The 25,976-nt window shown below is 71.8% G+C and carries 22 protein-coding genes; 2 read left to right on the forward strand and 20 right to left on the reverse strand.

All coding sequences use genetic code 11. The features are described from left to right. Window positions 1–152: 152 nt before the first annotated feature. The 4 genes from ACIA6C_RS01285 to ACIA6C_RS01300 form a co-directional block, all read right to left on the reverse strand. On the reverse strand, window positions 153–617 hold the full coding sequence (locus tag ACIA6C_RS01285; RefSeq protein ID WP_399272070.1) for a GNAT family N-acetyltransferase: 465 nt from the start codon (window positions 615–617) through the stop codon (window positions 153–155). Next, the gene (locus tag ACIA6C_RS01290; protein WP_190182118.1) at window positions 614–1,555 is read right to left on the reverse strand and encodes an RluA family pseudouridine synthase; all 942 of its coding nucleotides are present in this window, start codon (window positions 1,553–1,555) and stop codon (window positions 614–616) included. Before ACIA6C_RS01290 ends, ACIA6C_RS01285 begins: the two co-directional genes overlap by 4 nt. 41 nt (window positions 1,556–1,596) lie before the next feature. Continuing rightward, window positions 1,597–2,157 (reverse strand): signal peptidase II, encoded by a 561-nt coding sequence (lspA, locus tag ACIA6C_RS01295; RefSeq protein ID WP_329194529.1) that lies wholly within the window; start codon window positions 2,155–2,157, stop codon window positions 1,597–1,599. Window positions 2,158–2,266: 109 nt separating this feature from the next. Next, a complete protein-coding gene (locus ACIA6C_RS01300) occupies window positions 2,267–2,764 on the reverse strand; it encodes a TraR/DksA family transcriptional regulator (RefSeq protein WP_399272073.1) in 498 nt (165 codons plus the stop codon). A gap of 61 nt (window positions 2,765–2,825) precedes the next feature. Between ACIA6C_RS01300 and ACIA6C_RS01305 the strand changes: the two genes are divergently transcribed. Next, window positions 2,826–3,608, forward strand: a complete 783-nt coding sequence (locus ACIA6C_RS01305) for a hypothetical protein (RefSeq protein ID WP_399272075.1) — start codon at window positions 2,826–2,828, stop codon at window positions 3,606–3,608. Between the two features lie 417 nt (window positions 3,609–4,025). Further along, window positions 4,026–7,184 (forward strand): isoleucine--tRNA ligase, encoded by a 3,159-nt coding sequence (gene ileS, locus ACIA6C_RS01310; protein ID WP_399272077.1) that lies wholly within the window; start codon window positions 4,026–4,028, stop codon window positions 7,182–7,184. 686 nt (window positions 7,185–7,870) lie between these two features. Here ileS and ACIA6C_RS01315 read toward each other — a convergent pair. The 16 genes from ACIA6C_RS01315 to rsmH form a co-directional block, all read right to left on the reverse strand. Next, the gene (locus ACIA6C_RS01315; RefSeq protein ID WP_399272079.1) at window positions 7,871–9,067 is read right to left on the reverse strand and encodes a DivIVA domain-containing protein; all 1,197 of its coding nucleotides are present in this window, start codon (window positions 9,065–9,067) and stop codon (window positions 7,871–7,873) included. Window positions 9,068–9,149: 82 nt separating this feature from the next. Beyond that, window positions 9,150–9,446: a YggT family protein gene (locus ACIA6C_RS01320; protein ID WP_079426090.1), complete on the reverse strand. Its 297-nt coding sequence runs from the start codon at window positions 9,444–9,446 to the stop codon at window positions 9,150–9,152. 60 nt (window positions 9,447–9,506) lie between these two features. Beyond that, on the reverse strand, window positions 9,507–10,115 hold the full coding sequence (locus ACIA6C_RS01325) for a cell division protein SepF (RefSeq protein ID WP_361135826.1): 609 nt from the start codon (window positions 10,113–10,115) through the stop codon (window positions 9,507–9,509). Between the two features lie 164 nt (window positions 10,116–10,279). Continuing rightward, window positions 10,280–10,999 carry a YggS family pyridoxal phosphate-dependent enzyme gene (locus tag ACIA6C_RS01330; protein WP_399272081.1) on the reverse strand — a complete coding sequence of 240 codons (720 nt, stop codon included), beginning with the start codon at window positions 10,997–10,999 and terminating at the stop codon, window positions 10,280–10,282. A 3-nt stretch (window positions 11,000–11,002) separates the two neighbouring features. Continuing rightward, the gene (pgeF, locus tag ACIA6C_RS01335) at window positions 11,003–11,734 is read right to left on the reverse strand and encodes a peptidoglycan editing factor PgeF (RefSeq protein ID WP_399272083.1); all 732 of its coding nucleotides are present in this window, start codon (window positions 11,732–11,734) and stop codon (window positions 11,003–11,005) included. Next, window positions 11,731–12,936, reverse strand: a complete 1,206-nt coding sequence (ftsZ, locus tag ACIA6C_RS01340; protein WP_361135817.1) for a cell division protein FtsZ — start codon at window positions 12,934–12,936, stop codon at window positions 11,731–11,733. Before ftsZ ends, pgeF begins: the two co-directional genes overlap by 4 nt. A 279-nt stretch (window positions 12,937–13,215) precedes the next feature. After that, a complete protein-coding gene (locus ACIA6C_RS01345; protein ID WP_399272085.1) occupies window positions 13,216–14,058 on the reverse strand; it encodes a cell division protein FtsQ/DivIB in 843 nt (280 codons plus the stop codon). A 15-nt stretch (window positions 14,059–14,073) separates the two neighbouring features. Further along, window positions 14,074–15,168 (reverse strand): undecaprenyldiphospho-muramoylpentapeptide beta-N-acetylglucosaminyltransferase, encoded by a 1,095-nt coding sequence (murG, locus tag ACIA6C_RS01350; RefSeq protein WP_399272087.1) that lies wholly within the window; start codon window positions 15,166–15,168, stop codon window positions 14,074–14,076. Between the two features lie 6 nt (window positions 15,169–15,174). Next, a complete protein-coding gene (gene ftsW / locus ACIA6C_RS01355) occupies window positions 15,175–16,590 on the reverse strand; it encodes a putative lipid II flippase FtsW (protein ID WP_399272089.1) in 1,416 nt (471 codons plus the stop codon). Between the two features lie 69 nt (window positions 16,591–16,659). After that, entirely contained in the window at window positions 16,660–18,195 is a 1,536-nt protein-coding gene (gene murD, locus ACIA6C_RS01360) for a UDP-N-acetylmuramoyl-L-alanine--D-glutamate ligase (RefSeq protein ID WP_399272091.1), read from the reverse strand. After that, window positions 18,177–19,247, reverse strand: coding sequence for a phospho-N-acetylmuramoyl-pentapeptide-transferase (gene mraY, locus ACIA6C_RS01365; protein ID WP_190182129.1), 1,071 nt, complete (start codon window positions 19,245–19,247; stop codon window positions 18,177–18,179). The genes murD and mraY overlap by 19 nt, the downstream gene beginning before the upstream one ends. Further along, window positions 19,244–20,662, reverse strand: coding sequence for a UDP-N-acetylmuramoyl-tripeptide--D-alanyl-D-alanine ligase (murF, locus tag ACIA6C_RS01370; RefSeq protein ID WP_399272093.1), 1,419 nt, complete (start codon window positions 20,660–20,662; stop codon window positions 19,244–19,246). The genes mraY and murF overlap by 4 nt, the downstream gene beginning before the upstream one ends. Beyond that, complete coding sequence (locus ACIA6C_RS01375; protein WP_399272095.1) at window positions 20,659–22,368, reverse strand: UDP-N-acetylmuramoyl-L-alanyl-D-glutamate--2,6-diaminopimelate ligase; 1,710 nt, start codon at window positions 22,366–22,368, stop codon at window positions 20,659–20,661. The genes murF and ACIA6C_RS01375 overlap by 4 nt, the downstream gene beginning before the upstream one ends. A gap of 37 nt (window positions 22,369–22,405) precedes the next feature. Then, window positions 22,406–24,379, reverse strand: a complete 1,974-nt coding sequence (locus tag ACIA6C_RS01380) for a peptidoglycan D,D-transpeptidase FtsI family protein (RefSeq protein ID WP_399272097.1) — start codon at window positions 24,377–24,379, stop codon at window positions 22,406–22,408. A gap of 84 nt (window positions 24,380–24,463) precedes the next feature. Next, a complete protein-coding gene (locus tag ACIA6C_RS01385) occupies window positions 24,464–24,958 on the reverse strand; it encodes a hypothetical protein (protein ID WP_399272099.1) in 495 nt (164 codons plus the stop codon). Then, window positions 24,955–25,884, reverse strand: coding sequence for a 16S rRNA (cytosine(1402)-N(4))-methyltransferase RsmH (rsmH, locus tag ACIA6C_RS01390; RefSeq protein ID WP_366081572.1), 930 nt, complete (start codon window positions 25,882–25,884; stop codon window positions 24,955–24,957). Before rsmH ends, ACIA6C_RS01385 begins: the two co-directional genes overlap by 4 nt. Window positions 25,885–25,976 lie beyond the last annotated feature (92 nt).

Raw genomic sequence — 25,976 nt, forward strand, 5'->3', positions numbered from 1 at the left:
GGCGTCCCCGGGGACTCCGTCGCCCGGGACGGCCTCGTCCCCGCGGCCGCCCCCGGAACCCGGCTCCGCCGGGCACCGGGCTCTGCCCGGACCCGCGCCTCAAACGCCACCCGCTACCGCTGGGCCGACGGAGGTCGGGCGGTAAAGGCGCGTTACGGCAAGCGGCGCCGCATGGAGCGGTGGGGGATGCCCGCCTCGTGGAACTCCGGGCCGTAGGCCACGTAGCCGAGGCGCTCGTAGAAGCCCAGCGCATGCGTCTGCGCGCCGAGGTCCACCACAGACAGCCCCCGCCGGACGGCCTCCGCCTCGATGGCCCGCACGAGGGCCGCCCCCACGCCCGTCCCCCGCGCCGCGGCGCAGACGGCGAGCCGCCCGAGGGAGCCGACCTCCAAGGAGCCCGTCTTCCCGAGCACGCCCGGCCCGTACAGCAGCCGGCCGGTGCCCAGCGGCTTCCCGTCCGGCCCCTCGGCCAGTACGTGCACGGCGCCCGCGTCGTAGGTGTCGTACTCGATCGACTCCGGTACGGACTGCTCGACCACGAACACCTCGGTGCGCACCGCGAAGCACGCCGCGAGGTCCGCCTCGGTGGCCGCGACGCGGACGGTGAAGCCCGTCACTCGCTCTCGGCCCGGATCACGTCCAGGGCGTGCTGGAGGTCCGCCGGGTAGTGGCTCTCGAACTCCACCCACTGGCCGTCCGCGGGGTGCTCGAAGCCGAGGCGCACGGCGTGCAGCCACTGCCGGGTCAGCCCCAGCCGCTTGGCGACGGTCGGGTCGGCGCCGTAGGTCAGGTCGCCGACGCAGGGGTGGCGGTGGGCGGACATGTGCACGCGGATCTGGTGCGTGCGGCCCGTCTCCAGCTTGATGTCGAGCAGCGAGGCCGCGCGGAACGCCTCGATCAGGTCGTAGTGCGTGACGGAGGGCTTGCCCTCCTGCGTCACCGCCCACTTGTAGTCCGCGCTGGGGTGACGGCCGATCGGCGCGTCGATGGTGCCGCTCATCGGGTCCGGGTGGCCCTGCACCAGCGCGTGGTAGCGCTTGTCCACGACGCGCTCGCGGAACTGGTTCTTGAGCGAGGTGTACGCGCGCTCCGACTTCGCCACGGCCATCAGGCCGGACGTGCCGACGTCGAGCCGGTGCACGATGCCCTGGCGCTCGGACGCGCCGGAGGTGGAGATCCGGTAGCCGGCGGCGGCGAGGCCGCCGATGACGGTGGTGCCGGTCCAGCCGGGGCTCGGGTGGGCGGCGACGCCCACCGGCTTCATGATGACGACGATGTCGTCGTCATCATGGACGATCTCCATGCCCGGGACCGGCTCGGCGACGAGCTCGACCGGCCGCGGCGGCGCGGGCATCTCGACTTCGAGCCAGGCGCCGCCGTGCACGCGCTCGGACTTCCCGACGACGCTGCCGTCGACCGCCACCTTTCCCGCGGCCGCGAGCTCGGCCGCCTTCGTCCGGGAAAATCCGAACATACGGGCGATGGCGGCGTCGACGCGCTCGCCCTCGAGGCCATCGGGAACGGGCAGGGTGCGGATCTCGGGAATCGTACTCACCTGTCGAGTATGCAGGACTCGGCAGAGGGGCAGTCCCGCGATCAGTCCTTGTGGACGGTGCCGTCCGGGTCCAGACCCTTGAACGAGAGCAGGACGATCAGGACGCCGCCGCACACGATCGCCGAGTCCGCGAGGTTGAACACGGCGAAGTGGGTGGGCGCGATGAAGTCGACGACGGCCCCGCGGAAGACACCCGGCGAACGGAAGATCCGGTCGGTCAGGTTGCCCAGGGCGCCGCCCAGCAGCAGGCCCAGCGCGATCGCCCACGGCAGGCTGTAGAGCTTGCGCGCGAGCCTGACGATCACCACGATCACGGTGGCCGCGATGCAGGTGAAGATGATCGTGAAGGCCTCGCCGAAGCCGAAGGCGGCCCCGGGGTTGCGGATGGCCTCGAACTTCAGCAGGTCGCCGACGACCTCGATCGGCCGCTGGTGCTCCAGCTTGGCGACGACGACCATCTTGCTGCCGAGGTCGATCAGGTACGCGAGTACCGCCACCACGAGCAGCGCCGCGATCCGCCGGCGCCCCTTGGGCTCGGTCGGCTCCGGCTCCACGCCGTCCCCGACGTCGGGCGTACCGATGATGCGCTCCGCCTCTGCCACGTGAGTCCCTCGAACTAGCACGAACCAGGTTCCCGGCAGGTTCCTGGACCCTGACGAGACACGAGGGTACGTCAGGGTCCCGTGGGCCGCGCCGCCTCCCCGGGCCGGTTCAGTGCCTCCGCTCCTGCTTCTGCTTGCAGTCCACGCACAGCGTGGCCCGCGGGAAGGCCTGCATCCTGGCCTTGCCGATGGGCTTCCCGCAGTTCTCGCAGAAGCCGTACGTGCCCGCCTCCAGCCGTTCCAGGGCCCGCTCGGTCTGCTCCAGCATCAGAGTGGCGTTCGCCGCGAGGGCCAGCTCGGATTCCCGGGTGATGTTCTTGGTCCCCGTATCGGCCTGGTCGTCTCCCGCGCCGTCGCCCGAGTCCCGCATCAGACCCGAGATGGCCTGCTCGGACGCCTCCAGTTCGGCGCGCAGCCGCAGCACCTCGCCGGTCAGCTCCGACCGGGCCTCGGCGACCTCGTCGGGCGTCCAGGGGTCCTCGCCGGGGCGTACGGGCAGCTCCCCGGGGGCCACGGGGGCCGCGGTGGCGGAGGCCGCCTTGGGCAGGCCGCTGGTGGCGGCCTCGGCCGTCTTGCGCGTCGCACCGGTGCTCTTCTTGGCAACCACTTTGCGGGCTCCAGTCTCTGTCGCGGCCTGCGCCGCCCCCTCGGCCCCGGCCGTCTTGGCCGTGGCCCTGCTCGCCGTCGCCTTCCCGGCGGCGGCCGTCGCCTTCTCGGTGGACGCCGCCCCGGACGCCGTCGCCGACCGCTTGGCGGGCGCCTTCTTGGCCGGCGCCTTCTTCGCGGGCGCCTTGGCCGTCGGCGCCTTGGTCGCGGGTGGCTTCGTCGCGGGTGCCTTGGTCGCCGGCGCCTTGGTCGCTGCCGGCTTGGTGGCCGGCGTCTTGGTGGCCGGGGTCTTCGTCGCGGCCGTCTTGGTGGCGGACGTGGTGGTGGCGGGCGCCTTCTGCACAGCTGTTCTTTCCACAACTGCCTTCTTCACGGGTGTCTTGGTCGCGGATGCCTTCTGGGCCGGTGCCTTCTCGGCAGGGGCCTCGTCGGCGGCTGACTTCTTCCCGGGCGCCTTCTTCGCAGGTGCCTTTGTCGCCGGTGCCTTTCTCGTGCCCTTCGCGGTGGACGCCGTCTTCTTCTCCGCCGTCTTCTTCACGGCGGCCCTTTTCACCGCTTTCGCCGCCGCCTTCTTCGTGGCGGCCCCGGTCGCGGACGCCTTGCTGGTGGCGGCCCCCTTCCCGGCCGGGGCGTCCGTCCCGGCACGGGCCCCGGCTGTCTTTCCTACAGCCTTCTCGGTAGTCCCGGCGGTCTTCTTCGCCACCATGGCCGCGGCCCCTTCACATACTGTGATCATTGCTCGCGAATCGTGCCGGAACGATAAATCGGCTCCAGCCCCACGGCAACGGGGCGCGCATCCGTCGTGGCCAACCTGCATCCGTTGTGCCCAGCCGGAGGCCCGGTAATCCGCCCCTCCCGTCCCGGCGGGGCCCGGACCGGCCCCGTCGGCCCATCCGGGTCACGCGCGGCCCCCGCCCACACCTCCCCCGCCCCCGCCCCGCCCGGGGGAAACCGGTCGGCCGGGCACCGCCCGGCCCCGTACACTGGGCCCAGCGAAAGGCATGGATGGGGACGAGTAGCGTCGGACGCAGCCAGGAGCGACCCGGGGACGGTGAGAGCCCGGGGGCGAGCGCGACGTGAAGGATCACCCCGGAGCCGCCGGAAGAAAGCCGTCACGACGGCCAGTAGAACCGGCTTCGCACCCCAATGAGGGGGCCACCGGCGCTGTCCGGAGGCCAAGGAGGGTGGTACCGCGGGAGCAGCAGACGGCTCTCGTCCCTCCGGACGGAAGTCGCATCCCGCCGGAGGAAGAGTTCAGCCTCATGACCACACCGCCGCAGTACCGCCCGGTACCCGCCCAGGTCGACCTGCCTGCCCTCGAGCACGCCGTCCTCGACTTCTGGCGCGAGAACAAGACCTTCGACAAGACCCTGGCCCAGTCCGAGGGCCGCCCCGAGTGGGTCTTCTACGAGGGCCCGCCCACCGCGAACGGCATGCCCGGTGCCCACCACATCGAGGCCCGCGTCTTCAAGGACGTCTTCCCCCGCTTCCGCACCATGCGGGGCTACCACGTCGCCCGCAAGGCCGGCTGGGACTGCCACGGCCTGCCCGTCGAGCTCGCCGTCGAGAAGGAGCTCGGCTTCAACGGCAAGCAGGACATCGAGGCGTACGGCATCGCCGAGTTCAACGCCAAGTGCCGCGACTCCGTGACCCGCCACACCGACGCCTTCGCCGAGCTCACGACCCGGATGGGCTACTGGGTCGACCTGGACGACGCGTACCGGACCATGGACCCCGAGTACGTCGAGTCCGTGTGGTGGTCGCTCAAGGAGATCTTCAACAAGGGCCTGCTCACCCAGGACCACCGCGTCGCCCCGTGGTGCCCGCGCTGCGGCACCGGCCTGTCCGACCACGAGCTGGCGCAGGGCTACGAGACCGTCGTGGACCCCTCGGTCTACGTGCGCTTCCCGCTGACCTCCGGCCCGCTCGCCGGCCGGGCCGCGCTGCTGGTCTGGACGACGACCCCCTGGACCTTGGTCTCCAACACCGCCGTGGCCGCGCACCCGGACGTCACGTACGTGGTCGCGCGGCGTACCGGCGCCGAGGACTCCGAGCAGCTGGTCGTCGCCCAGCCGCTGCTGGAGAAGGCGCTCGGGGAGGGCTGGGAGGCCACGGGCGAGTCCTTCACCGGCCAGGAGATGGAGCGCTGGACGTACGAGCGCCCGTTCTCCCTGGTCGAGTTCCCGGAGCCCGCCCACTACGTCGTGAACGCCGAGTACGTCACGACCGAGGACGGTACGGGTCTGGTCCACCAGTCCCCCGCCTTCGGCGCCGACGACCTCGCGGTCTGCCGCGCGTACGGCCTGCCCGTCGTGAACCCGGTCCGCCCCGACGGCACCTTCGAGGAGGACGTCCCGCTGGTCGGCGGCGTCTTCTTCAAGAAGGCCGACGAGCGGCTGACCGCCGACCTCGACGCGCGCGGCCTGCTCTTCAAGCACATCGCCTACGAGCACAGCTACCCGCACTGCTGGCGCTGCCACACCGCCCTGCTCTACTACGCGCAGCCGTCCTGGTACATCCGCACCACCGCCGTCAAGGACGCGATGCTGCGCGAGAACGAGAAGACGAACTGGTTCCCGGACTCGGTCAAGCAGGGCCGCTTCGGGGACTGGCTCAAGAACAACATCGACTGGGCGCTGTCCCGCAACCGCTACTGGGGCACCCCGCTGCCGATCTGGCGCTGCGAGGAGAACCACCTCACCTGCGTCGGCTCCCGCGCGGAGCTCTCGGAGCTGTCGGGCACGGACCAGTCGGCCCTGGACCCGCACCGCCCGTACATCGACGACGTCACCTTCACCTGCACCCACGAGGGCTGCTCCCTCGAAGCGGTCCGCGTTCCGGAGGTCATCGACGCCTGGTACGACTCGGGGTCGATGCCGTTCGCGCAGTGGGGATACCCGTACAAGAACAAGGAGATCTTCGAGAAGCGCTACCCGGCGCAGTTCATCTCGGAGGCCATCGACCAGACGCGCGGCTGGTTCTACACGCTGATGGCGGTCGGCACGCTCATCTTCGACAAGTCCTCGTACGAGAACGTGGTCTGCCTGGGCCACATCCTCGCCGAGGACGGCCGCAAGATGTCCAAGCACCTGGGCAACATCCTGCAGCCCATCCCGCTCATGGACCAGCACGGCGCGGACGCGGTGCGCTGGTTCATGGCGGCGGGCGGTTCCCCGTGGGCGGCGCGCCGCGTGGGCCACGGCACGATCCAGGAGGTCGTCCGCAAGACGCTCCTCACGTACTGGAACACCGTCGCCTTCCAGGCCCTGTACGCCCGTACGTCGAACTGGGCGCCCTCGGCGGCCGACCCGGCGCCGGCGGACCGCACGGTCCTGGACCGCTGGCTGCTGTCGGAGCTCCACACCCTGACCGCAGAGGTCACCGAGGCGATGGAGTCCTACGACACCCAGCGCGCCGGCAAGCTGCTGTCCGCGTTCGTGGACGACCTGTCCAACTGGTACGTCCGCCGCTCGCGCCGCCGCTTCTGGCAGGGTGACGCGGCCGCGCTGCGCACGCTGCACGACGTGGTGGAGACGGTGACCCGGCTGATGGCCCCGCTGACCCCCTTCATCACGGAGCGGGTCTGGCAGGACATGATCGTCCCGGTCACGCCGGACGCGCCGGAGTCGGTGCACCTGTCCTCGTGGCCGGTTTCGGACGCGGACCAGGTGGACCCGGTCCTGTCCCGGCAGATGCAGCTGGTGCGCCGGCTGGTGGAGCTGGGCCGGGCGACGCGCGCGGAGTCCGGCGTCAAGACGCGGCAGCCGCTGTCGCGGGCACTGGTGGCGGTCTCGGGCTTCGAGTCGCTCACGCCGGAGCTGCACGACCAGATCACCGAGGAGCTCAACGTCTCGTCCCTGGCCTCGCTCTCGGAGGTCGGCGGGTCGCTGGTGGACACCACGGCGAAGGCCAACTTCCGTGCGCTGGGCAAGCGTTTCGGCAAGGGCGTGCAGGACGTGGCGAAGGCGGTGGCCGCGGCCGACGCGGCGGCCCTGTCCCTGGCCCTGCGCTCGGGCGGGGCGACGGTCGAGGTGAACGGGGAGACGGTCAACCTCACCCCGGAGGAGGTCATCATCACGGAGACCCCGCGCGAGGGCTGGTCGGTGGCGTCCGACTCGGGTGCGACGGTGGCGCTGGACCTGGAGATCACGCCGGAGCTGCGGCTGGCGGGCCTGGCGCGTGACGCGATCCGCCTGATCCAGGAGGCCCGGAAGAACTCCGGGCTGGACGTGGCGGACCGGATCGCGCTGCGGTGGTCCGCGGCGGACCCGGAGGTGACGACGGCCCTCACGGACCACGCGGCGCTGATCGCGGACGAGGTCCTGGCGACGGACTTCGCGCCGGGCGAAGCCGATGCGGCGTACGGGGACCCGTTCACGGACGAGTCCCTGGGCCTCACGTTCCGCCTCCGCAAGGCGTAACCCCGCCCCGACGGCCCGCGCCTCCCCCTCCCGGGGCGAGGCGTGACCCCGCCCCGACGGCCCGCAGCCTCCCCCTCCCGGGGCGAGGCGTGACCCCGCCCCGACGGCCCGCAGCCTCCCCCACCCGGGGCGAGGCTGCAGGCCGCCGTCTTCTCCCGACCCCCCTGCGAGAGCGGGCTGCGGGCCGCCGTCTTCCTCCCCCGCCCCCTCCTGGAGCGGGCTGCGGGCCGCCGTCTTCCTCCCCCGCCCCCTCCTGGAGCGGGCTGCGGGCCGCCGTCTTCCTCCCGGCTCCGCCCTCCCCCGTCCACCGGCCCCCGTCCGGGATGGACCCCACCCGGCCTGCGTCGGCCCAACTCCCGCCCGGCGGCCCAACTCCGGCCCCGCCGGGGCAACTCCAGCCGGGCCGGCCCACATCCAGCCCCGCCGGGGGGCGGCAACTCCAGCCGGGCCGGCCCACATCCAGCCCCGCCGGCGATTGAGGCGGGGGCTCGCGGGGCGGAGCCCCGGGTCTTCCAGCCCCGCCCGGGACACCTGTGGCCGGGCCGGCCCACATCCAGCCCCGCCGGCGATTGAGGCGCGGGCTCGCGGGGCGGAGCCCCGGGGACGGGAACGGGCCGGGCCCGGTGCCCCCTGGGGGGAACCGGGCCCGGCCCGTGACTGCTGCTGCCGCCGCAGAGGCGTACCGCTTAGTTGTCGTCCTCGTCGATCAGGAAGCCCCGCATGGGAGACGGCGCCTGCATCGGCTGCGGCGCAGCCGGCCGCACCGGAGCCATCGGCTGCGTCATCGCCGGGGACATCTGCTGCTGGCCGCCGTAGGACGGACCGCCGCCCATCGGGGAGGGACCGCCCATGGGGGACGGACCGCCCATGGAGTGGCCCATCGCACCGGCCGGAGCCATCGACGGGGCCGGCGACGGCGGCAGCGCCGGGCCGGACGGACCGCGCGGCGGGGCGAGGGAGTCGTCGGCCTGGGTCTCCAGCTGGCGCAGCTGCGATTCCAGGTAGGACTTGAGGCGCGTACGGTACTCGCGCTCGAAGCCCCGCAGGTCCTCGACCTTGCGCTCCAGCGTGGCGCGGGCGGACTCCAGGGAGCCCATCGCGACGCGGTGCTTCTCCTGCGCGTCCCGCTCCAGCGCGTCGGCCTTGGCGCGGGCGTCCCGCTCCAGCCCCTCGGCGCGGCTACGGGCCTCGCCGACGATCTTGTTGGCCTCGGAGCGGGCCTCCGCGATCGCCTGGTCGGCGGTCTGCTGCGCGAGCGACAGGACGCGGGCGGCGCTGTCGCCACCGGGGCCCTGCTGCGGGAGCTGCGGCTGCTGCTGGTGCATGGGCTGGCCCATGGGCTGCATCTGCTGCCCCATCGGCTGCATCTGCTGGCCCATCTGCTGCCCCATGGGCTGGCCGAGCGGGTTCTGGCCGCCCATGGACTGCTGCTGCATGGGCTGCTGGCCCATCTGCTGCTGGCCCATCTGCTGCTGGCCACCCATGCCGTGCTGCTGCATGGGGCCGCCCATCGGGCCGGGGCCCTGCGGGCCGTGACCGCCGGGGCCGGCGGGAAGCTGCGGCTGGCCGCCCGGCAGCTGCGGCGGGCCCATCTGCGGCTGCTGCTGCTGCGGCGGGCCGGATATGGCCGCCGGGACGGGGCCGCCGGGGCCTCGCTGGTCCTGGGGCTCGGGCTTGCGCATGCCCTGCTGCTGCTGGTTCTGCGCGGCGGCTCGCGTAGCGGCGGCCAGCTTCGCGCGCAGGTCCTCGTTCTCGCGCAGCAGGCGCGTCAGTTCGGACTCGACCTCGTCGAGGAAGGCATCGACCTCGTCCTCGTCATAGCCTTCTCGGAGGCGGACGGTCGTGAACTGCTTGTTCCGCACGTCCTCGGGAGTCAGCGGCATGTCTTCTTCACCTCTACGTAGTCGTCGGCAGTCGGCAAGACCGTATCGGGATCGTCCCCGCGCGCGCGGAGAAGCTCATCGTTCACACGCTTCTCGCAGCGGTGCTCACGAAACTGATGAGGATGTAAACGATGATCATCAGAACGAAGAAGGACAGGTCGAGTGCCACGCCCCCGAGACGCAACGGCGGGATGAAACGCCGGAGAAGCTTGAGCGGTGGATCGGTGACAGTGTAGGTGGCCTCAAGAACGACCACCATCGCCTTGCCGGGTGTCCATGAGCGTGCGAACTGGAACACGTAGTCCATGACCAGTCGGAAGATCAGCACGATGAGGAAGCACATCAGCGCGATGTAGACCACCTGCAGTGCGATGCCCATCCCGCGCTTCCCTCTCCCCTGCTCCCGCTCTGTTCCCGGCCCCGTGTCTGACGGATCGGTCTAGCTTTGGTTGAAGAACCCGCCCTCCGCGATGCGGGCCTTGTCCTCCGCCGTGACATCGACGTTAGCAGGCGACAGCAGGAACACCTTCTGTGTCACGCGTTCAATGCTGCCGTGCAGACCGAACACGAGGCCGGCGGCGAAGTCCACCAGACGCTTCGCGTCGGTGTCGTCCATCTCCGTGAGATTCATGATCACCGGAGTGCCCTCACGGAAGTGTTCCCCGATGGTACGGGCCTCGTTGTAGGTCCGCGGGTGCAGCGTCGTGATGCGGTACGGCTCCCGCTCGGAGACGACCTTGGGCATGATCACGGGGGCGTTCTTCTCCATGCTGGTGCGGTCAGGTGTGATGGATGCCACGGGTGCGATTCGCGCCGGACGTCCGTTTTCCACTGGTGCCGGGGTGGGTTCCCGTGGCGCCGGAGGCTGTACTGCCCGTACCGGTTCGTCCGTTACGGGCGTTTGGTGCGCGGGTGGCTGACGCCGGCGATCCCGCTCCGGCTCCGGCTCGGGCTCGAACTCGTCATCGGGGTCGTACCCCGGATTGTCGTACCGGTCGTCCTCCACGAGGCCGAGGTAGACCGCCATCTTGCGCATCGCGCCGGCCATTCTCCGAGTCCTCCGCTCTGTGGTGGATCGCCCTGTCGCAGGTGCCGCTGTGCCAGCGAAGGCTTTGTCGGTATTGTCACCAACTGCCCGCGATCCACGTGGCCTGTCCGCTCATCAGCGGAAATGACCATATTTTCTGCTGTGGTCCGACTTTCTTCGCGACGTTACCCGAGCCGGGGTCTCGCGCCGAGTACCGCAGTGCCGACGCGCACATGTGTCGCACCGGCCGCCACGGCCTGTTCCAGGTCCGCGCTCATTCCGGCCGACACCATCGTGGCAGCCGGATGGTCGGCGCGCAGGCCGGATGACAATTCCATCAGCCGCTCGAAGGCCGCCTGTTCGCGCCCCGCGTAGGGGCCCGCCAGCGGGGCCACGGTCATGAGACCGTCGAGCCGCAGTCCCGGTGCGGCGGCCACGAGGTCCGCCAGCTCCGGGAGCAGGTCGGGCGCCGCCCCTCCCCGCGCCCCCCGTTCGCCCGACTCGGCGTCGAGGGCGATCTGTACGAGGCAGCCGAGTTCGCGCCCCGCGTTCTGTGTCGCGGCGGAGAGCGCCGTGACGAGCTTCGGCCGGTCGACCGACTGCACCACATGCGCGTAACCCGCAACGGAACGGACTTTGTTCGTCTGCAACTGGCCGACGAAGTGCCACTCCAGCGGCAGATCCGCGCAGGCCGCGGCCTTGGGGGCGGCGTCCTGGTCGCGATTTTCCGCCACATGACGGACACCCAGGTCCGCCAGCAGTCGTACGTCGCTCGCCGGATACGTCTTGGTGACCACGATCAGCGTCACCTCGTCCCGTGCGCGGCCGGCCGCGGCACAGGCGGAGGAGATCCGCCCCTCCACCCGCGCGAGGTTCTCGGCGAGTTCCGACTTACGGTCCATCATATTTCAGTCCAACCAGACATATCCGGCCAGCCGGCCGGTCACCCGGTCGCGGCGGTACGAGAAGTGGTCGCGCGACTCCAGTGTGCAGACCGGGGACCGCCGGCTGTCGGCCACCCCCGCCCCGGCCAACTGGGCGTGCACCCCGGCGACCACGTCCACGGAGGGGGTTCCCCAACTGGTCTCGCCCCAGGCGGCCGGAACCACCTCCGCGACCGCCGCCCGCATCTCGGCGGGCACTTCGTAGCAGCGTCCGCAGACGGCCGGTCCGGTACGGGCGATCACCCGGGCGGGATCGGCTCCGAGGGCGGTCATCGCCTCGACGACGGCCGGCACCACCCCGGCGACCAGCCCGGGCCGCCCCGCGTGGGCGGCGCCCGCGATCCGGGCGACCGGATCGGCGAGCAGGACGGGTACGCAGTCGGCGGTGAGCACCGCGAGCGCCAGTCCCGGGCGGCCGGTCACCAGCGCGTCCACCGCCGGGACCTCCCGGTCCGCGTCCCACGGTCCGTCGACCACCGCCACGTCCCGGCCGTGGACCTGGTTCATCCAGACCACCAGCTCGGGCACGACGCCCAGGGATTCGGCGGCGCGCGTCCGGTTCGCGCGAACGGCGGCCGGGTCGTCTCCGACCGCGCCGCCGAGATTGAGCTCCTCGTACGGAACGGCGCTCACCCCGCCCCACCTGTCGGTGAAGGCGAAGTGCGCGCCGTTCTCGCTGTGGTGTGCCAGCGTCACTTCAAGAAGTCCGGTACGTCCAGTTCCTCGGCCGGGCTGTCCGCGTAGGGACGGGCCGTGGGGACCTGCGGTGCCGGGGCCGCCGCCTCGACGGGGACCTCGACCGGGGCCGGGGGGTCCTCGCGGGGGGTGACCGTGCCGAGTCCGCCGAAGGCCGGGCGGACCGGTTCGGGGGCGGCGCGGACGGGAGCCGGGGCCGGCTCCTCGCGCTTGGTGGACGCGGCGCCGATGACGTTGTCCCGGCGGGCCGGGGGCTGTCCGCCGTCGAACCCGGCCGCGATGACGGTGACCCGCACCTCGTCGCCGAGCGCGTCGTCGATGACGGCTCCGAAGATGATGTTGGCTTCGGGGTGCGCCGCCTCACTGACCAGCTGCGCGGCCTCGTTGATCTCGAAGAGACCGAGGTCCGAGCCGCCGGAGATGGAGAGCAGGACGCCCCGGGCGCCGTCGATGGATGCCTCCAGGAGCGGCGAGGAGATCGCCATCTCCGCCGCAGCCACCGCGCGGTCGTCGCCGCGGGCCGAGCCGATGCCCATCAGGGCCGAGCCCGCCTCGGACATCACGGACTTGACGTCCGCGAAGTCGAGGTTGATCAGGCCGGGGGTGGTGATCAGGTCGGTGATGCCCTGTACGCCCGAGAGCAGGACCTGGTCGGCCGACTTGAACGCGTCGAGGACGCTGACCTGACGGTCCGAGATGGACAGCAGGCGGTCGTTGGGGATGACGATGAGGGTGTCGACCTCTTCACGGAGTTCGGCGATGCCGTCCTCCGCCTGGTTCGCGCGGCGCCGGCCCTCGAAGGTGAACGGCCGCGTGACCACACCGATCGTCAGGGCGCCCAGCGAACGCGCGATGTTGGCGACGACGGGTGCGCCGCCGGTGCCGGTGCCGCCGCCCTCACCGGCGGTGACGAAGACCATGTCGGCCCCCTTGAGGACCTCCTCGATCTCCTCGCGGTGGTCCTCTGCCGCCTTGCGGCCGACGGCCGGGTTGGCGCCGGCGCCGAGGCCCCGGGTGAGTTCGCGGCCGACGTCGAGCTTGACGTCGGCGTCGCTCATCAACAGCGCCTGGGCGTCCGTGTTGATGGCGATGAACTCGACACCCTTGAGACCGACCTCGATCATTCGGTTGATGGCATTGACACCACCGCCGCCGACACCGATGACCTTGATGACTGCGAGGTAGTTCTGCGGTGCTGCCACGTCGAAGGCCTCTCGCCTCGATTACGTGTCGCCGCCTCGCGGGCCTGCGGTGCGACGACTGATGCCGAAATGTGGGACGGTCCGACCGCGCCGACCCGAACCCTAACCCTCAAGTTTAGGGTTAAGCGTGTGTCTGTTCCTTGGACTCTTCCGAACAGGACACTAAGTCGACAAGTAGCGCGTGTTCAACGAACACGCCGAACCTCCCGTTTTTCTTTTCACCCTATGTGATCACCCGTATCGCTGGCCAACCAGGGTGCGCCGCCGTTCGATCGGACGTCAACTCCCGGACACGGCGGGGGCGGTGGGGACGCTCACGTCGAAGTGCCCGGCGCCCGGTGCGGCTTTGAGCAGAGCGGTCAGCGCGCGCCCTTTCGCCTCGCCCTGTTCACCGCTCCCCCACACGACCGTCCGGCCCCGCGTCAGCTGGAGCACGACCGAGTCGTAGGACTCCACCTTGACCTGCACGGCCTCCTTGGCGACGGCTTCGGGGAGGCCTCCGGCGATGCCCACCGCCTCGTGCAGCAGCCGTTCCGCGTCGAAGCGGCGGCCGCTCGGCGAGTGTTCCGCGGCCAGTTCGAGGACCGGGACGCCGGCGGGCGCTTTCGCGACCGTGTCGAATCGCACACCCGAAGCGTCCACTTCGACGAACTTCGCGTCCTTCCTGATGAGCAGGACCGGTTTGCGTTCCGTCACTTTCAGACCGATTCCGTGCGGCCAGGCGCGCACCACATCGACCGAATCGATGCGGGGCAGCCGGCGGCGGAGCCGGCTCTCGATCTCGTCGCTGTCGATGCTCACGAGGGGTGCGCCGACGGGCACGGCCGCCGCCGCCAGCACCTGCTGCCCCGTGAGCACCTCGGTGCCGGTGGCGGTGACCTTCTCGACGCGGAGCCAGGAGGATCCGTAGAGCACCCAGGTGCCGCAGGCGGCGAGGAGCACCGCGGCGACGAGCGAGGCCAGGACGAGGACCCGGCGCGATCGGGTGCCGGGTCCCCGCGGACCGGTGCGCTTCGACGGCTTCGGGCCGCCCGGCGGCTTGGGAGCGCCGGGGCCCCCGCCCTTGGGGCGGGGCCGGCCGGAGCCGGGGTTGCCTCGCTGTGCGGTCGTCGCTCCGGCCACTCCTGTGCCTCCTGGTTAGCGGTTACTGCGTGCGGCGATCGCCTCGTAGACCAGGCCGGCGAGCAGGTCGTCGGCGTCCCGGCGGCCGAACTCGGCGGCGGCGCGGGACATCTCGTACAGGCGGTGCGGATCGGACAGCACCGGAAGGACCTGACCGAGCACCCACTCGGGGGACAGTTCCGCGTCGTCGACGAGCAGGCCACCGCCGGCCTTGACCACCGGCTGGGCGTTGAGCCGCTGCTCACCGTTGCCGATCGGCAGCGGTACGTAGGCGGCCGGGAGCCCGACGGCGGAGAGTTCGGCGACGGTCATCGCGCCCGCACGGCACAGCATCATGTCGGCGGCGGCGTACGCGAGGTCCATCCGGTCCACGTACGGTACCGGGACATAAGGCGGCATCCCGGGCATGTTGTCGACACGCGGCAGTTCGTTCTTCGGGCCGACCGCGTGCAGGATCTGGATCCCGGAGCGCTGGAGGGTCGGAGCGACCGCCTGGATCGTCTCGTTGAGGCGGCGGGCGCCCTGCGAGCCGCCGGAGACCAGCAGGGTCGGCAGGTTGGGGTCCAGCCCGAACGCGGCGCGCGCCTCGGGGCGGACGGCGGCCCGGTCCAGGGTCGAGATCGAGCGGCGCAGCGGGATGCCCACGTAGCGGGCGCCGCGCAGTTTGCTGTCCGGGGTGGACACCGCGACGGCGTGCGCGTAGCGGGAGCCGATCTTGTTGGCCAGTCCCGGCCGGGCGTTGGCCTCGTGGACGATGATCGGCACCCCGAGGCGTTTGGCCGCGAGGTAGCCGGGCAGGGCCACGTAGCCGCCGAAGCCGACGACGCAGTCGGCCTTGGTGCGCTCCAGGATCTCCTCCGCGGCCTTGATCGTGCCGCGCAGCCGTCCGGGGACGGTGATCAGCTCGGGGGTGGGCTTGCGGGGCAGCGGTACGGCGGGGATCAGCCCCAGCTCGTAGCCGCGCTCGGGCACCAGGCGGGTTTCGAGTCCGCGTTCCGTGCCGAGGGCGGTGATGCCCACGGAAGGGTCCTGCCTGCGCAGGGCGTCCGCGAGGGCGAGCGCCGGCTCGATGTGGCCGGCGGTCCCCCCACCGGCGAGTACGACATGCACCGAAATTCACCGCTCTCCGGACGGACGCCTCGTGACGCGCCGTCTCATCGACTTCCATCTCAGCCCGGTCCACGGGCGGCCGTTCTTCGGCTGCCGCATCGCGAGCGCCGCGCGCGCGGCCGGCTCCTCCCGCGCGAAGGCGATGAGCAGTCCGATCGCGAACATGGTCGGCAGCAGGGCTGACCCTCCGTAGGAGAACAGCGGGAGCGGGACCCCGGCGATCGGCAGCAGACCGAGCACCGCACCGATGTTGATCACGGCCTGGGCCGTGATCCAGGTGGTCACGCCTCCCGCGGCATACCGTACGAAGGGGTCCTCCGTGCGTCCGGCCACGCGGATACCCGCATAGCCTAGAGCCGCGAACAGGGCGAGCACCGACAGCGTCCCCGCGAGACCCAGTTCCTCACCGGTGATGGCAAAGATGAAGTCCGTGTGCGCTTCGGGCAGTTGCCCCCATTTTTCCACACTCGCACCCAGACCGGAACCGAACCATCCACCGGACGCGAGAGCATAGATCCCGTGGACGGCCTGCCAGCAAAGGTCGTTCTTGCCCGGTTCTGTCGCACCGATGCAGGCCAGCCGGTCCATCCGGTGCGGACTGGTCTTGATCAGCAGTACGACGATCACACCCGCGAAGGCCAGCACGCCCGCGAACATCCGCGTGGGCGCCCCGGCGAGCCAGAGCAGCCCGAACAGGATCGCCCCGAGGATCACGGCCGTTCCCATGTCCCCGCCGAGCATGATCAGGCCGAGCAGCAGGAAGGTCACCGGCACCAGCGGCACCAGCAGGTGCTTCCACTGGCTCAGCAGCCCCTTCTCGCCCTTGCGCGCCAGCAGGTCTGCGCCCCACAGGATCAGGGCCAGCTTGCCGAACTCACTGGGCTGGAGCATGAACGGGCCGCCGAGGGAGATCCAGTTCTGGTTGCCGTTGATCGACACCCCTATCCCGGGGACCTGGACCAGGACCATCAGGAAGAGCGTTCCGGCGAGCACCGGGTAGGAGAGCGCCCGGTGCAGTTTGACCGGCATCCGGGAGGCGGCCAGCAGCAGGCCGGCGCCGATCAGGGCGGCCAGGAACTGCTTCTTGAAGAAGTAGGCGTCGCCCAGGCCCAGCTGGAGCGCCTTGATCATGGAGGCGGAGTAGACCATCACCAGTCCGAGGACGGTGATGAGCAACGAGCTGCCGAAAATCAGGTAATACGCGGTGAGCGGGCGGTCCCAGGCCTTGCGCAACTGCCACTGAGTGCGCCGGAGCCCGGCGAGCGGCCCGCGCCCCGCAGGGCCGCCGGGGCGGGCCGCCGGGCGTTTGCGGCCTTGTGCCCGGACCGCCTTCACGGACGTGGCGGCCCTGACCGCCTTGACGGCCTTCGCGGCCTTCGTGGCGGACGGCCGCCGCCCCGGCAGGACTTGTCTGGCCGGCATCTGTGATCTTCCCCTCCACTCGTACGAGGCGAGCAGCCGGTCGGGGAGGGACACCTGCCCTGGGTCGACCTAGGCGCTCTCGGCGGCCAGTTCGCGTACCGCGTCGGCGAACGCGTCCCCACGCTCGTTGTAGTTCGCGAACATGTCCATCGAGGCACAGGCAGGTGCCAGCAGGACCGTGTCGCCGCGCTCGGCGAGCCGGGCCGCTTCCCGGACCGCTGCGAGCATCGCCCCAGTGTCGGTCCGGTCGAGGTCCACGACCGGGACCTGCGGGGCGTGTCGCGCCAGCGCCTGCGCGATCAGGGCACGGTCTGCGCCCATCAGCACCACCGCACGCAGCCGCTTCGCCGACTTCTGCACGAGTTCGTCGAAGGTCGCACCCTTGGCGAGACCGCCGGCGATCCAGACCACGGGCTCGAAGGCCGCGAGGGACGCCTCCGCGGCGTGCGTGTTGGTGGCCTTGGAGTCGTCGACGTACGTGACCCCCTCCACCTCCGCCACGTGCGCGACCCGGTGGGCGTCGGGGCGGAAGTCGCGCAGGCCGTCGCGGACGGCGCGGGGCTTGACGCCGAAGGCGCGGGCCAGGGCGGCCGCGGCGAGCGCGTTGGCGATGTTGTGCGGGGCCGGCGGGTTGACGTCCGCGACCTCGGCGAGCTCCTGGGCGTTCTTGTGCCGGTTCTCGACGAAGGCGCGGTCCACGAGGATGCCGTCGACCACGCCGAGCATGGAGGGGCCGGGGGCGCCGAGGGTGAACCCGATGGCGCGGCAGCCCTCTTCGACGTCGGCCTTCTCCACCAGTTCCTCGGTGGCCCGGTCGGCGACGTTGTAGACGCAGGCGACGGTGTTGCCCTCGTAGATGCGGCCCTTGTCGGCGGCGTACGCCTCCATGGAGCCGTGCCAGTCGAGGTGGTCGGGGGCCAGGTTGAGCACGGCCGCGGAGTGGGCGCGCACCGAGGGCGCCCAGTGCAGCTGGTAGCTGGAGAGTTCGACGGCGAGCACGTCGTACTGCTCCTCGCCGGTCACCACGTCGATGATCGGGGTGCCGATGTTGCCGACGGCCGCCGTCCGCAGGCCCGCGGCCCGCAGGATCGAGGCGAGCATCTGCGTGGTGGTGGTCTTGCCGTTGGTACCGGTGATGGCGAGCCAGGGGGCGGGGGCCGGCTCCGGTTCGCCCGTGCGGGCGGCACGCAGCTCCCGGCCGGCCTCGCGCAGCCGCCAGGCGATCTCGACGTCGCCCACGACGTCGACGCCCGCCTTCGCGGCGGCCAGGAAGAGCGGGCTCTGCGGCTGCCAGCCGGGCGAGGTGACGACCAGTTCGGTGTCCTCGGGCAGGACCTCACCGGCCCGGGCCCCGTCGGGCAGGAGGCCGAGGCGGACCTCGATGCCGAGCCCGGCGAGTTCGGCGGCCTTCGCGCGGTGCGCGTCGCCGTCGCCGTTGTCGACGACGGTCACCGTCGCGCCGAGTCCGGCCAGCACCCGGGCGGCGCTGATGCCGCTGATGCCGAGGCCGGCCACCGTGATCCGGCCGGGCAGGCCGAAGCGGCCCAGGGCGTCGGGGCCGATCAGGCCGGCCAGGTCGGTGGTGCTCACTTGTCCGCTGCCCATCCCGCGTAGAAGAGTCCGAGGCCCACGATCACGCACATGCCCTGGATGATCCAGAAGCGGACCACCACGAGGACTTCGGACCACCCCTTGAGTTCGAAGTGGTGTTGGAGCGGGGCCATCCGGAAGACGCGCTTCCCGGTCATCTTGAAGGAGCCGACCTGGATGACGACCGACATGGTGATGAGGACGAAGAGGCCGCCGAGCAGGGCGATCAGGAACTCCGTGCGGGAGCAGATCGCCAGGCCGGCGAGCGCGCCGCCGAGCGCGAGCGAACCGGTGTCGCCCATGAAGATCTTGGCGGGCGAGGTGTTCCACCACAGGAAGCCGAAGCAGGCGCCCATCAGCGCGGAGGCGACGACCGCGAGGTCCAGCGGGTCGCGTACCTCGAAGCAGGCCGCCGGGTTGGTCAGGTCCTGCGCGTTCACACAGGACTCCTGGTGCTGCCAGACACCGATGAAGGTGTACGCGCCGAAGACCATCACCGCGGCGCCGGTGGCCAGGCCGTCCAGGCCGTCCGTCAGGTTCACGCCGTTGGACATGGCCAGGATCATGAACAGGGCCCAGACCACGAACAGCACCGGGCCGATCGACCAGCCGAAGTCCGTGACGAACGACAGCTTCGTGGAGGCCGGGGTCAGCGCGCGCGAGTCCTTGAACTGGAGCGCGAGCACCGCGAAGGCAATGCCGACGATCAGCTGGCCGGCCATCTTGGCCTTGGCCCGCAGGCCGAGCGAACGCCGCTTGACGATCTTGATGTAGTCGTCCAGGTAGCCGACCAGACCCATGCCCGCCATCAGGAACAGGACCAACAGGCCCGAGAAGCTCGGCTCTTCCCCGGTGATCACCTTGGTGAGGGCGTACGCGATGAGCGTGGCCAGGATGAAGGAGATGCCGCCCATGGTGGGCGTGCCCTTCTTCCCGGCGTGGCCGCGCGGGCCGTCGTCGCGGATGAACTGGCCGTAGCCCTTGCGGGCCAGCAGCTTGATCAGCAGCGGGGTGCCGATGACGGTGAGGAACATGCCGATGACACCGGCGAACAGGATCTGCCTCATCGGTCGGAGGCCTCGCCTTCGAGCAGAGCCTGTGCGACCCGCTCCAGACCGGCCGACCTGGAAGCCTTCACCAGCACGACGTCACCCGGGCGCAGTTCACTGCGCAACAGGTCGACCGCCGCCTGTGCGTCGGACACGAGCACCGACTCCTCACCCCACGAACCCTCGTTATATGCGCCCAGTTGCAGCCAGGACGCTTCCCTGCCCCCGACTGCGACGAGCTTGCTCACGTTGAGCCGGACGGCAAGCCGTCCCACCGCATCGTGTTCGGCGAGCGCGTCGTCACCGAGCTCGGCCATGGGGCCGAGCACCGCCCACGTGCGGCCCCCGTTCGCCTGAGCGGCGGAGCCCATCGCGGCGAGCGCTCGCAGAGCGGCCCGCATGGACTCGGGGTTCGCGTTGTAGGCGTCGTTGACGATCGTGACGCCGTCCGCGCGCTCGGTGACCTCCATCCGCCACCGGGACAAGGTGCCCGCCCCGGAGAGCGCGGTGGCGATCTCCTCGGCGGACATGCCCAGGACATGGGCGACCGCGGCCGCGCCGAGCGCGTTCGACACGTGGTGCTCACCGTACAGCCGCAAGGTCACGTCACTGCACCCGGTGGGTGTGTGGAGTGTGAACGAAGGGCACCCCTGGGGCGTCATGCGGACGTCCGTGGCCCGTACGTCGGCGTCCTCGGCCTCGCCGAAGAGGACCGTACGGGCCTTCGTGCGGGCGGACATGGCGCGAACCAGCAGGTCGTCGGCGTTCAGGACGGCGACGCCGCCCTCGGCCTCCGACGGCAGCGCCTCGACCAGCTCGCCCTTGGCCTGGGCGATGGCCTCGCGCCCCCCGAACTCGCCGATGTGGGCGGTGCCCACGTTCAGCACGAGGCCGATGCGGGGCGGGGTGAGCCCCGTGAGGTAGCGGATGTGGCCGATGCCGCGGGCGCCCATCTCCAGCACCAGGTGCCGGGTCTCCTCGGTGGCGCGCAGCGTGGTGATCGGCAGGCCGATCTCGTTGTTGAGGTTGCCCGGCGTCCACACCGTCGGCGCGTGGTGCTGGAGGACCTGGGCGATGAGGTCCTTGGTGGAGGTCTTGCCGGCCGAGCCGGTCAGGGCCACCACGTCGGTGCCGATCCGGGCGACGACGGCGCCGGCCAGCGCCCCGAGGGCCGCGACGACGTCGGGGACGACGATGGCGGGCACCGCGACGGGCCGGGTGGCGAGGACGGCGCGGGCGCCCGCCGCGATGGCCGTGGCGGCGTAGTCGTGGCCGTCGACGCGTTCGCCGACGAAGGCGGCGAACAGGCTGCCGTCCTCCACCTGGCGGGAGTCGAACACGACGGGGCCGGTGACCAGGACGGACGGATCCGGTATGTCGTGGAGCTGCCCGCCGGTGATGTCGGCGATCTCGGCGAGGGAGAGGGGGATCACGGGGTCACCTCGGCCTGGGGGGCCTGCTGTTGGCGTTCGATGGCGGCGCGGAGCACCGCGCGGTCGTCGAAGGGACGGACGACGCCCGCGGTGTCCTGGCCCTGCTCGTGGCCCTTGCCGGCCACCAGGACGGTGTCGCCCGGCCGGGCCCGCGCGACGGCGGCGGCGATGGCCGCGGCCCGGTCGGCGTCGACCAGGACGGTGCCCCGCTCGGCGGGCGGTACGGAGACGGCACCCTCGAACATCGCGGCGAGGATGGCGAGCGGGTCCTCCGAGCGCGGGTTGTCGGAGGTCAGGATCGCGGTGTCGGCGAAGCGGGCGGCCGCGGCGCCCATCGGGGCGCGCTTGGTGGTGTCGCGGTCGCCGCCGCAGCCGAGCACGATGTGCAGCTCGCCCCGGGTGACCTCGCGCAGCGCCCGCAGCACCGATTCGACGGCGTCCGTCTTGTGCGCGTAGTCCACGACGGCAAGGAACGGCTGTCCCGCTTCGACCCGTTCCAGCCGGCCCGGTACCCCGGGGACCGCGGCGACGCCGTCCGCGGCGGTCTGCGGGTCGATGCCGGCGGCGGCGAGCGTGACGATCGCGGCGACGGTGTTGGCGACGTTGAACGGGCCGGGCAGCGGGGCGGTGGCCCGTACGCGCTGTCCGTCCGGACCCAGCAGGGTGAGCGTGGAGTCGGCGGCGCCCAGGACCACGTCCTCGGCGCGCCAGTCGGCGGCGGGGTCGCCGGAGGCGGAGAAGGTGACGACCGGGACCGTCGCCTCCTTGGCCAGGCGGCGGCCGTACTCGTCGTCGGCGTTGACGACCCCGAGGCGGGCACGGCGCTCGGTGAAGAGCTGCGCCTTGGCCTGGAAGTAGTCCTCCATGTCGGAGTGGAACTCCATGTGCTCGGGGCTCAGGTTGTTGAAGACGGCGACGTCGAAGACGCAGCCGTCGACCCGGCCGAGCACCAGCGCGTGGCTGGAGACCTCCATGGTCACGGCCTCGACCCCGCGTTCGCGCATGACGGCGAAGAGGGCCTGGAGGTCGGTGGCCTCGGGGGTGGTGCGCTCGGACTTGATGCGCTCGTCGCCGATGCGCATCTCCACGGTGCCGACCAGGCCCGTCGACCGTCCGGCGCCGCGCAGGCCGCCCTCGACGAGGTAGGCCGTGGTGGTCTTGCCGGAGGTGCCGGTGATGCCGAGCTGGAGCAGGGCCTCACCGGGGCGGCCGTAGATCTCGGCGGCGAGCTCACCCATCCGCCCGCGCGGGTCGGCGACGGCGAGCACCGGCAGTCCCGTCGCGGCGGCGCGTTCGGCGCCCGCCGGGTCGGTCAGCACGGCGGCGGCGCCGAGGCCGGCCGCCTGGGCGGCGAAGTCCGCCCCGTGCAGCTTGGCGCCGGGCAGGGCCGCGTACAGGTCACCGGGGCGCACGGCACGGGAGTCGTGCGTGATGCCGGTGATCCGCGTCTTCTCCGCCGTCGGGGCGGCGCCTGACGCTCGCACGCCCAGCAGCTGCGCCAGCTCGACCAGCGGGGTCGGGCGGACGGAGACGGGCCGGGGCGCTCCCGGCGGCGCTGCCGGGGCGTCTTTCTGGGGCGTTCTGGGCTGATCAGCGTGGGACACGGCGGTGAGCGTACCGGGCGTGGCGGGCCCCTCGCGAAGTGAGGGCCCGGCCGCGGCGTCGGCGGGCGACTGGTTCCCGGGTTTCGGGGTGATCGTTGTCACTGATGGTGCCTCACGCGTCTGTGGCTGGGCGGTCGGTTCACTGGCCGGGCTGCGGGCCCGTCCGGGGGGCGGGCTGCGGAGCCGGCGGGGGTGCGGCGTCATAGGTGACGGGCAGCCCGGCGGGGGCGGTTCCGGTGGGGGCGACCTGGAGGGTCTTGAGGGCGAACTCCATGACCTTCTTGTAGATCGGTCCGCAGATCTGGCCGCCGAAGTAGCTGCCCTTGGTGGGGTTCTGGATGGCGCAGTAGACGGTGATCCGCGGGTTGTCGGCGGGTGCGAAACCGGCGAAGGAGGCGGTGTAGCCCTTGTAGCGGCCGGTGGCCGGATCCACCCGGTTGGAGGTGCCGGTCTTGCCGCCGACCCGGTAGCCGGGGATCCGCGCCTTGGTGCCGGTGCCCTCCTGGTCGTCGACCACGGATTCGAGCATCTGCGCGAGGGTCTTCGCGGTCTCCTTGCTGACGACGCGGGTCTGCCCGGGCGCCTTGGCCGGGGTGAAGCGGCCGTCGGGCCCCTTGGTGCCGCGGACCAGGGTCGGCTGGATCCGGACCCCGTCGTTGGCGATGGTCGAGTACACCGAGGCCGCCTGCATGGCGTTGAGGGAGAGGCCCTGGCCGAAGGGGATCGTGAACTGCTGCGAGGTGGACCAGTCCTCGGGTCTGGCGAGGATGCCGCGGGATTCGCCCGGGTAGTTCAGGCCGGTGGGCTGCCCGATGCCGAACTTGTTCAGGTAGGAGTAGAGGACCTTGTTGGCCTCGGTCTGGGTGCTGCCGAGCTGGCCGGTGGCCAGGATCGTACCGATGTTCGAGGACTTGGCGAGGACCCCGTTGAGGGTCAGGTACCAGGTGGGGTGGTCGATGTCGTCCTTGAAGAGCCGGTCACCGCGGTGGAGCCGGTTGGGGACCTCGACGTGGGTCTCCGGGGTGGCCTTCTTCTCCTCCAGTACGGCGGCCATCGACATCACCTTGGCGGTGGAGCCGGGCTCGTAGACGTCCTGGAGGGCCGCGTTGCCCATGGCGGTGGAGCGGGCCTTGCTGAGGTCGTTGGGGTCGAAGCCGGGGGCGTTGGCCATGGCCAGCACCTCGCCGGTGCGGGTGTCCTGGACGATGACGTAGCCGCGGTCGGCGCCGGACTTCTCGACCTGCTCGGCGATCGCGCTCTGCGCGGCCCACTGGATGTCGCGGTCGATGGTCAGCTCGATGTCCTCGCCGGGTACGGCGGGCTTCTCGCTGGATCCGGCGGTGGGCACCCGGCGGCCGCCGGACTGGGCGTAGGTCAGTTCGCCGTCCTTGCCGGCCAGCTTCTTGTCGAGGGCGGACTCCAGACCGCCGCCGCCCTTGCCGTCGGCGTTGACGTAACCCAGTATCCCGGCGGCCAGGTCGCCGTTCGGGTACACGCGCTTGCTGCTGTCCTCCTTGAACACGCCGGCCAGGACGTTGGCGCCGGGCCCGTTGTTCTTGCGGTCGGCGGCCGCCTTGTCGGCGAAGACCTTCTGGAGGTCCTTGATCTGGTTCCAGACCTGGGGGGTCTGGCGGCGGGCGAGGACGACGTAGCGGGTGTTCTTGGTCGCCAGCCGGTCCGCGATCTCCTTGACGTCCTTGCCGAGGATCGGCGCGAGGAGCGCGGCGGCCTGCTGGGGGGCGTCGGGGGCCTTGCTCTCCTGCGGGGTGAACATCTTCGGGTCGGCGGTGATGTCGTACGCGTCGACGCTGGTGGCCAGGGCCACGCCCTTGCGGTCGGTGATCTCCCCGCGCTCGGCGGCCAGGGTGTAACTGGCGAAGCGGTTCTCGGAGGCCTTGGCGGAGTAGGCGGAGGCGTCGACGGCCTGGACCTGGAGCAGCCGGACGACGAAGGCGAGCATCACGAGGGTCAGGGCCACGCTGACCAGGCGCAGCCGGGGCCTGGGGCTGCCGAGGCGGATGGTGTGCGGGGTGCGCCCGGCGGCACCGGGGCGGCCCGTGGCCCGCGCCCGCGGGAAGCCGGGCTCCCGCCGCCGCGGCACCTGCGGGCTCACGTGTCCGCCCCGTGGCGCCGGCCCGCCGCCGGGGCCGTGCCCCGGGGGCCCGGTAGCCGGCGGGGCTGGATTCCGTTCACGACGTCACCTTCCGGAGGAGGGCGAGCCCGCCGGGCTCGGGGTGGGTGAGGCTGCCGCGGCCGGTGGGGCGGGCGATGCCGCCGGAGCCTGCGCGACCGGCGGGGCGGACGGCGGGGGCGACGGCGGGGGCGGGGTCTCCGCCGCCGCGGGGGTTCCCGCGACCTTCCCGTCCGGGCCGATGAAGACCGGGCTCCCCCCGGGCACCAGGCCCAGCTCGTGCGCCCGGCGCTGGAGGGCGTCCGGCGCCGAGTACCCGTCGACGTCCCGCTGGAGCTCCTGCTGCTCGTCGCGCAGCACGGTGGTCTCCTTCTTGAGCTTGCTCAGCTGGAAGGAGCCCTGGTTCAGCGCCGAGTTCAGCAGCAGCAGGCTGATCAGCCCGCCGCCGAGCAGGGCGACGACCAGCAGGACGAACGGCATCCGCGCCGCCTGGCCGGCCGTGCCCGGCCCGGCCCCCGTCCCGCCGCCGGCCGCGCCCCGCAGCAGCCCGCGCTTGGTCACAGTCGCGCCTCCCGGATGCGTTCGACGCCGCGGAAGCGCGCCGGGGCGGCCCGCCGGTTCTCGGCGATCTCCTCCTCCGTCGGCAGCTCCGCACCGCGCGTGAGCAGTTTCAGCTTCGGCTGGTACCGCTCCGGTACCACCGGCAGCCCCGGCGGTGCGGTGGAGGCCGCGCCCGCGGCGAAGACCTGCTTCACGAGCCGGTCCTCCAGCGAGTGGTACGACAGCACCGCGATGCGGCCGCCGACCGCGATCCGGTCCACGGCCGCGGGGATGGCCCGCTCCAGCCCGGCCAGCTCGGCGTTGACCTCGATCCGCAGCGCCTGGAAGGTCCGCTTCGCCGGGTTGCCGCCCGTCCGCTTCGCCGCCTGCGGCAGCGCCTCGCGGATGACCTCCACCAGCCGGGCGCTGTTCGAGAAGGGTTCCTTCCCGCGCTCGCGCACGATCGCCGAGACGATGCGCTTGGCCTGCTTTTCCTCGCCGTACTGGCGCAGGATGCGGACCAGCTCGCCGGGCGCGTACGTGTTGAGGACCTCGGCGGCGCTGATGCCGGTCGTCTGGTCCATCCGCATGTCCAGCGGCGCGTCCTGCGCGTACGCGAACCCGCGGTCGGCCTCGTCGAGCTGCATGGAGGAGACGCCGAGGTCGAAGAGGATGCCCTGCACGGTGGGGATGCCCAGGCCGTCCAGCACCTCTGCGAGGTCGGCGTAGACGGCGTGGACGAGGGTGGCCCGCTCGCCGAAGGGCGCGAGCCGCTCGCCGGAGAGCCGCAGGGCCTCCTTGTCGCGGTCCAGGCCGATCAGGTGGACCTCGGGGAACCGGGTGAGCAGGGCCTCGCTGTGGCCGCCGAGGCCGAGGGTGCAGTCGACGACGACGGCGCCGGGCCTCTCCAGCGCCGGGGCCAACAGGTCCAGGCACCGCTGGAGCATCACCGGGACATGTCGGGACTCGCTAGTCAAAGCGCCCTCTCAGATAACGGCGCGGCAGGCATACGCCGCGCCGCGCACGCGGAGTGTTACGA

Origin of the sequence: Streptomyces sp. NPDC051578 (assembly GCF_044454045.1) — a bacterium.
Taxonomy (GTDB): domain Bacteria; phylum Actinomycetota; class Actinomycetes; order Streptomycetales; family Streptomycetaceae; genus Streptomyces.

Excerpts from the sequence above, each read along its gene's own strand:
- mraY (WP_190182129.1), bottom strand. The coding sequence starts at position 19,247 with ATGAGGCAGATCCTGTTCGCCGGTGTCATCGGCATGTTCCTCACCGTC.
- ftsW (WP_399272089.1), bottom strand. The coding sequence starts at position 16,590 with ATGCCGGCCAGACAAGTCCTGCCGGGGCGGCGGCCGTCCGCCACGAAG.
- ileS (WP_399272077.1), top strand. The coding sequence starts at position 4,026 with ATGACCACACCGCCGCAGTACCGCCCGGTACCCGCCCAGGTCGACCTG.
- rsmH (WP_366081572.1), bottom strand. The coding sequence starts at position 25,884 with ATGCTCCAGCGGTGCCTGGACCTGTTGGCCCCGGCGCTGGAGAGGCCC.
- ACIA6C_RS01320 (WP_079426090.1), bottom strand. The coding sequence starts at position 9,446 with ATGGGCATCGCACTGCAGGTGGTCTACATCGCGCTGATGTGCTTCCTC.
- murD (WP_399272091.1), bottom strand. The coding sequence starts at position 18,195 with ATGGGCAGCGGACAAGTGAGCACCACCGACCTGGCCGGCCTGATCGGC.
- ACIA6C_RS01315 (WP_399272079.1), bottom strand. The coding sequence starts at position 9,067 with ATGCCGCTGACTCCCGAGGACGTGCGGAACAAGCAGTTCACGACCGTC.
- ACIA6C_RS01325 (WP_361135826.1), bottom strand. The coding sequence starts at position 10,115 with ATGGCCGGCGCGATGCGCAAGATGGCGGTCTACCTCGGCCTCGTGGAG.
- ACIA6C_RS01330 (WP_399272081.1), bottom strand. The coding sequence starts at position 10,999 with ATGATGGACCGTAAGTCGGAACTCGCCGAGAACCTCGCGCGGGTGGAG.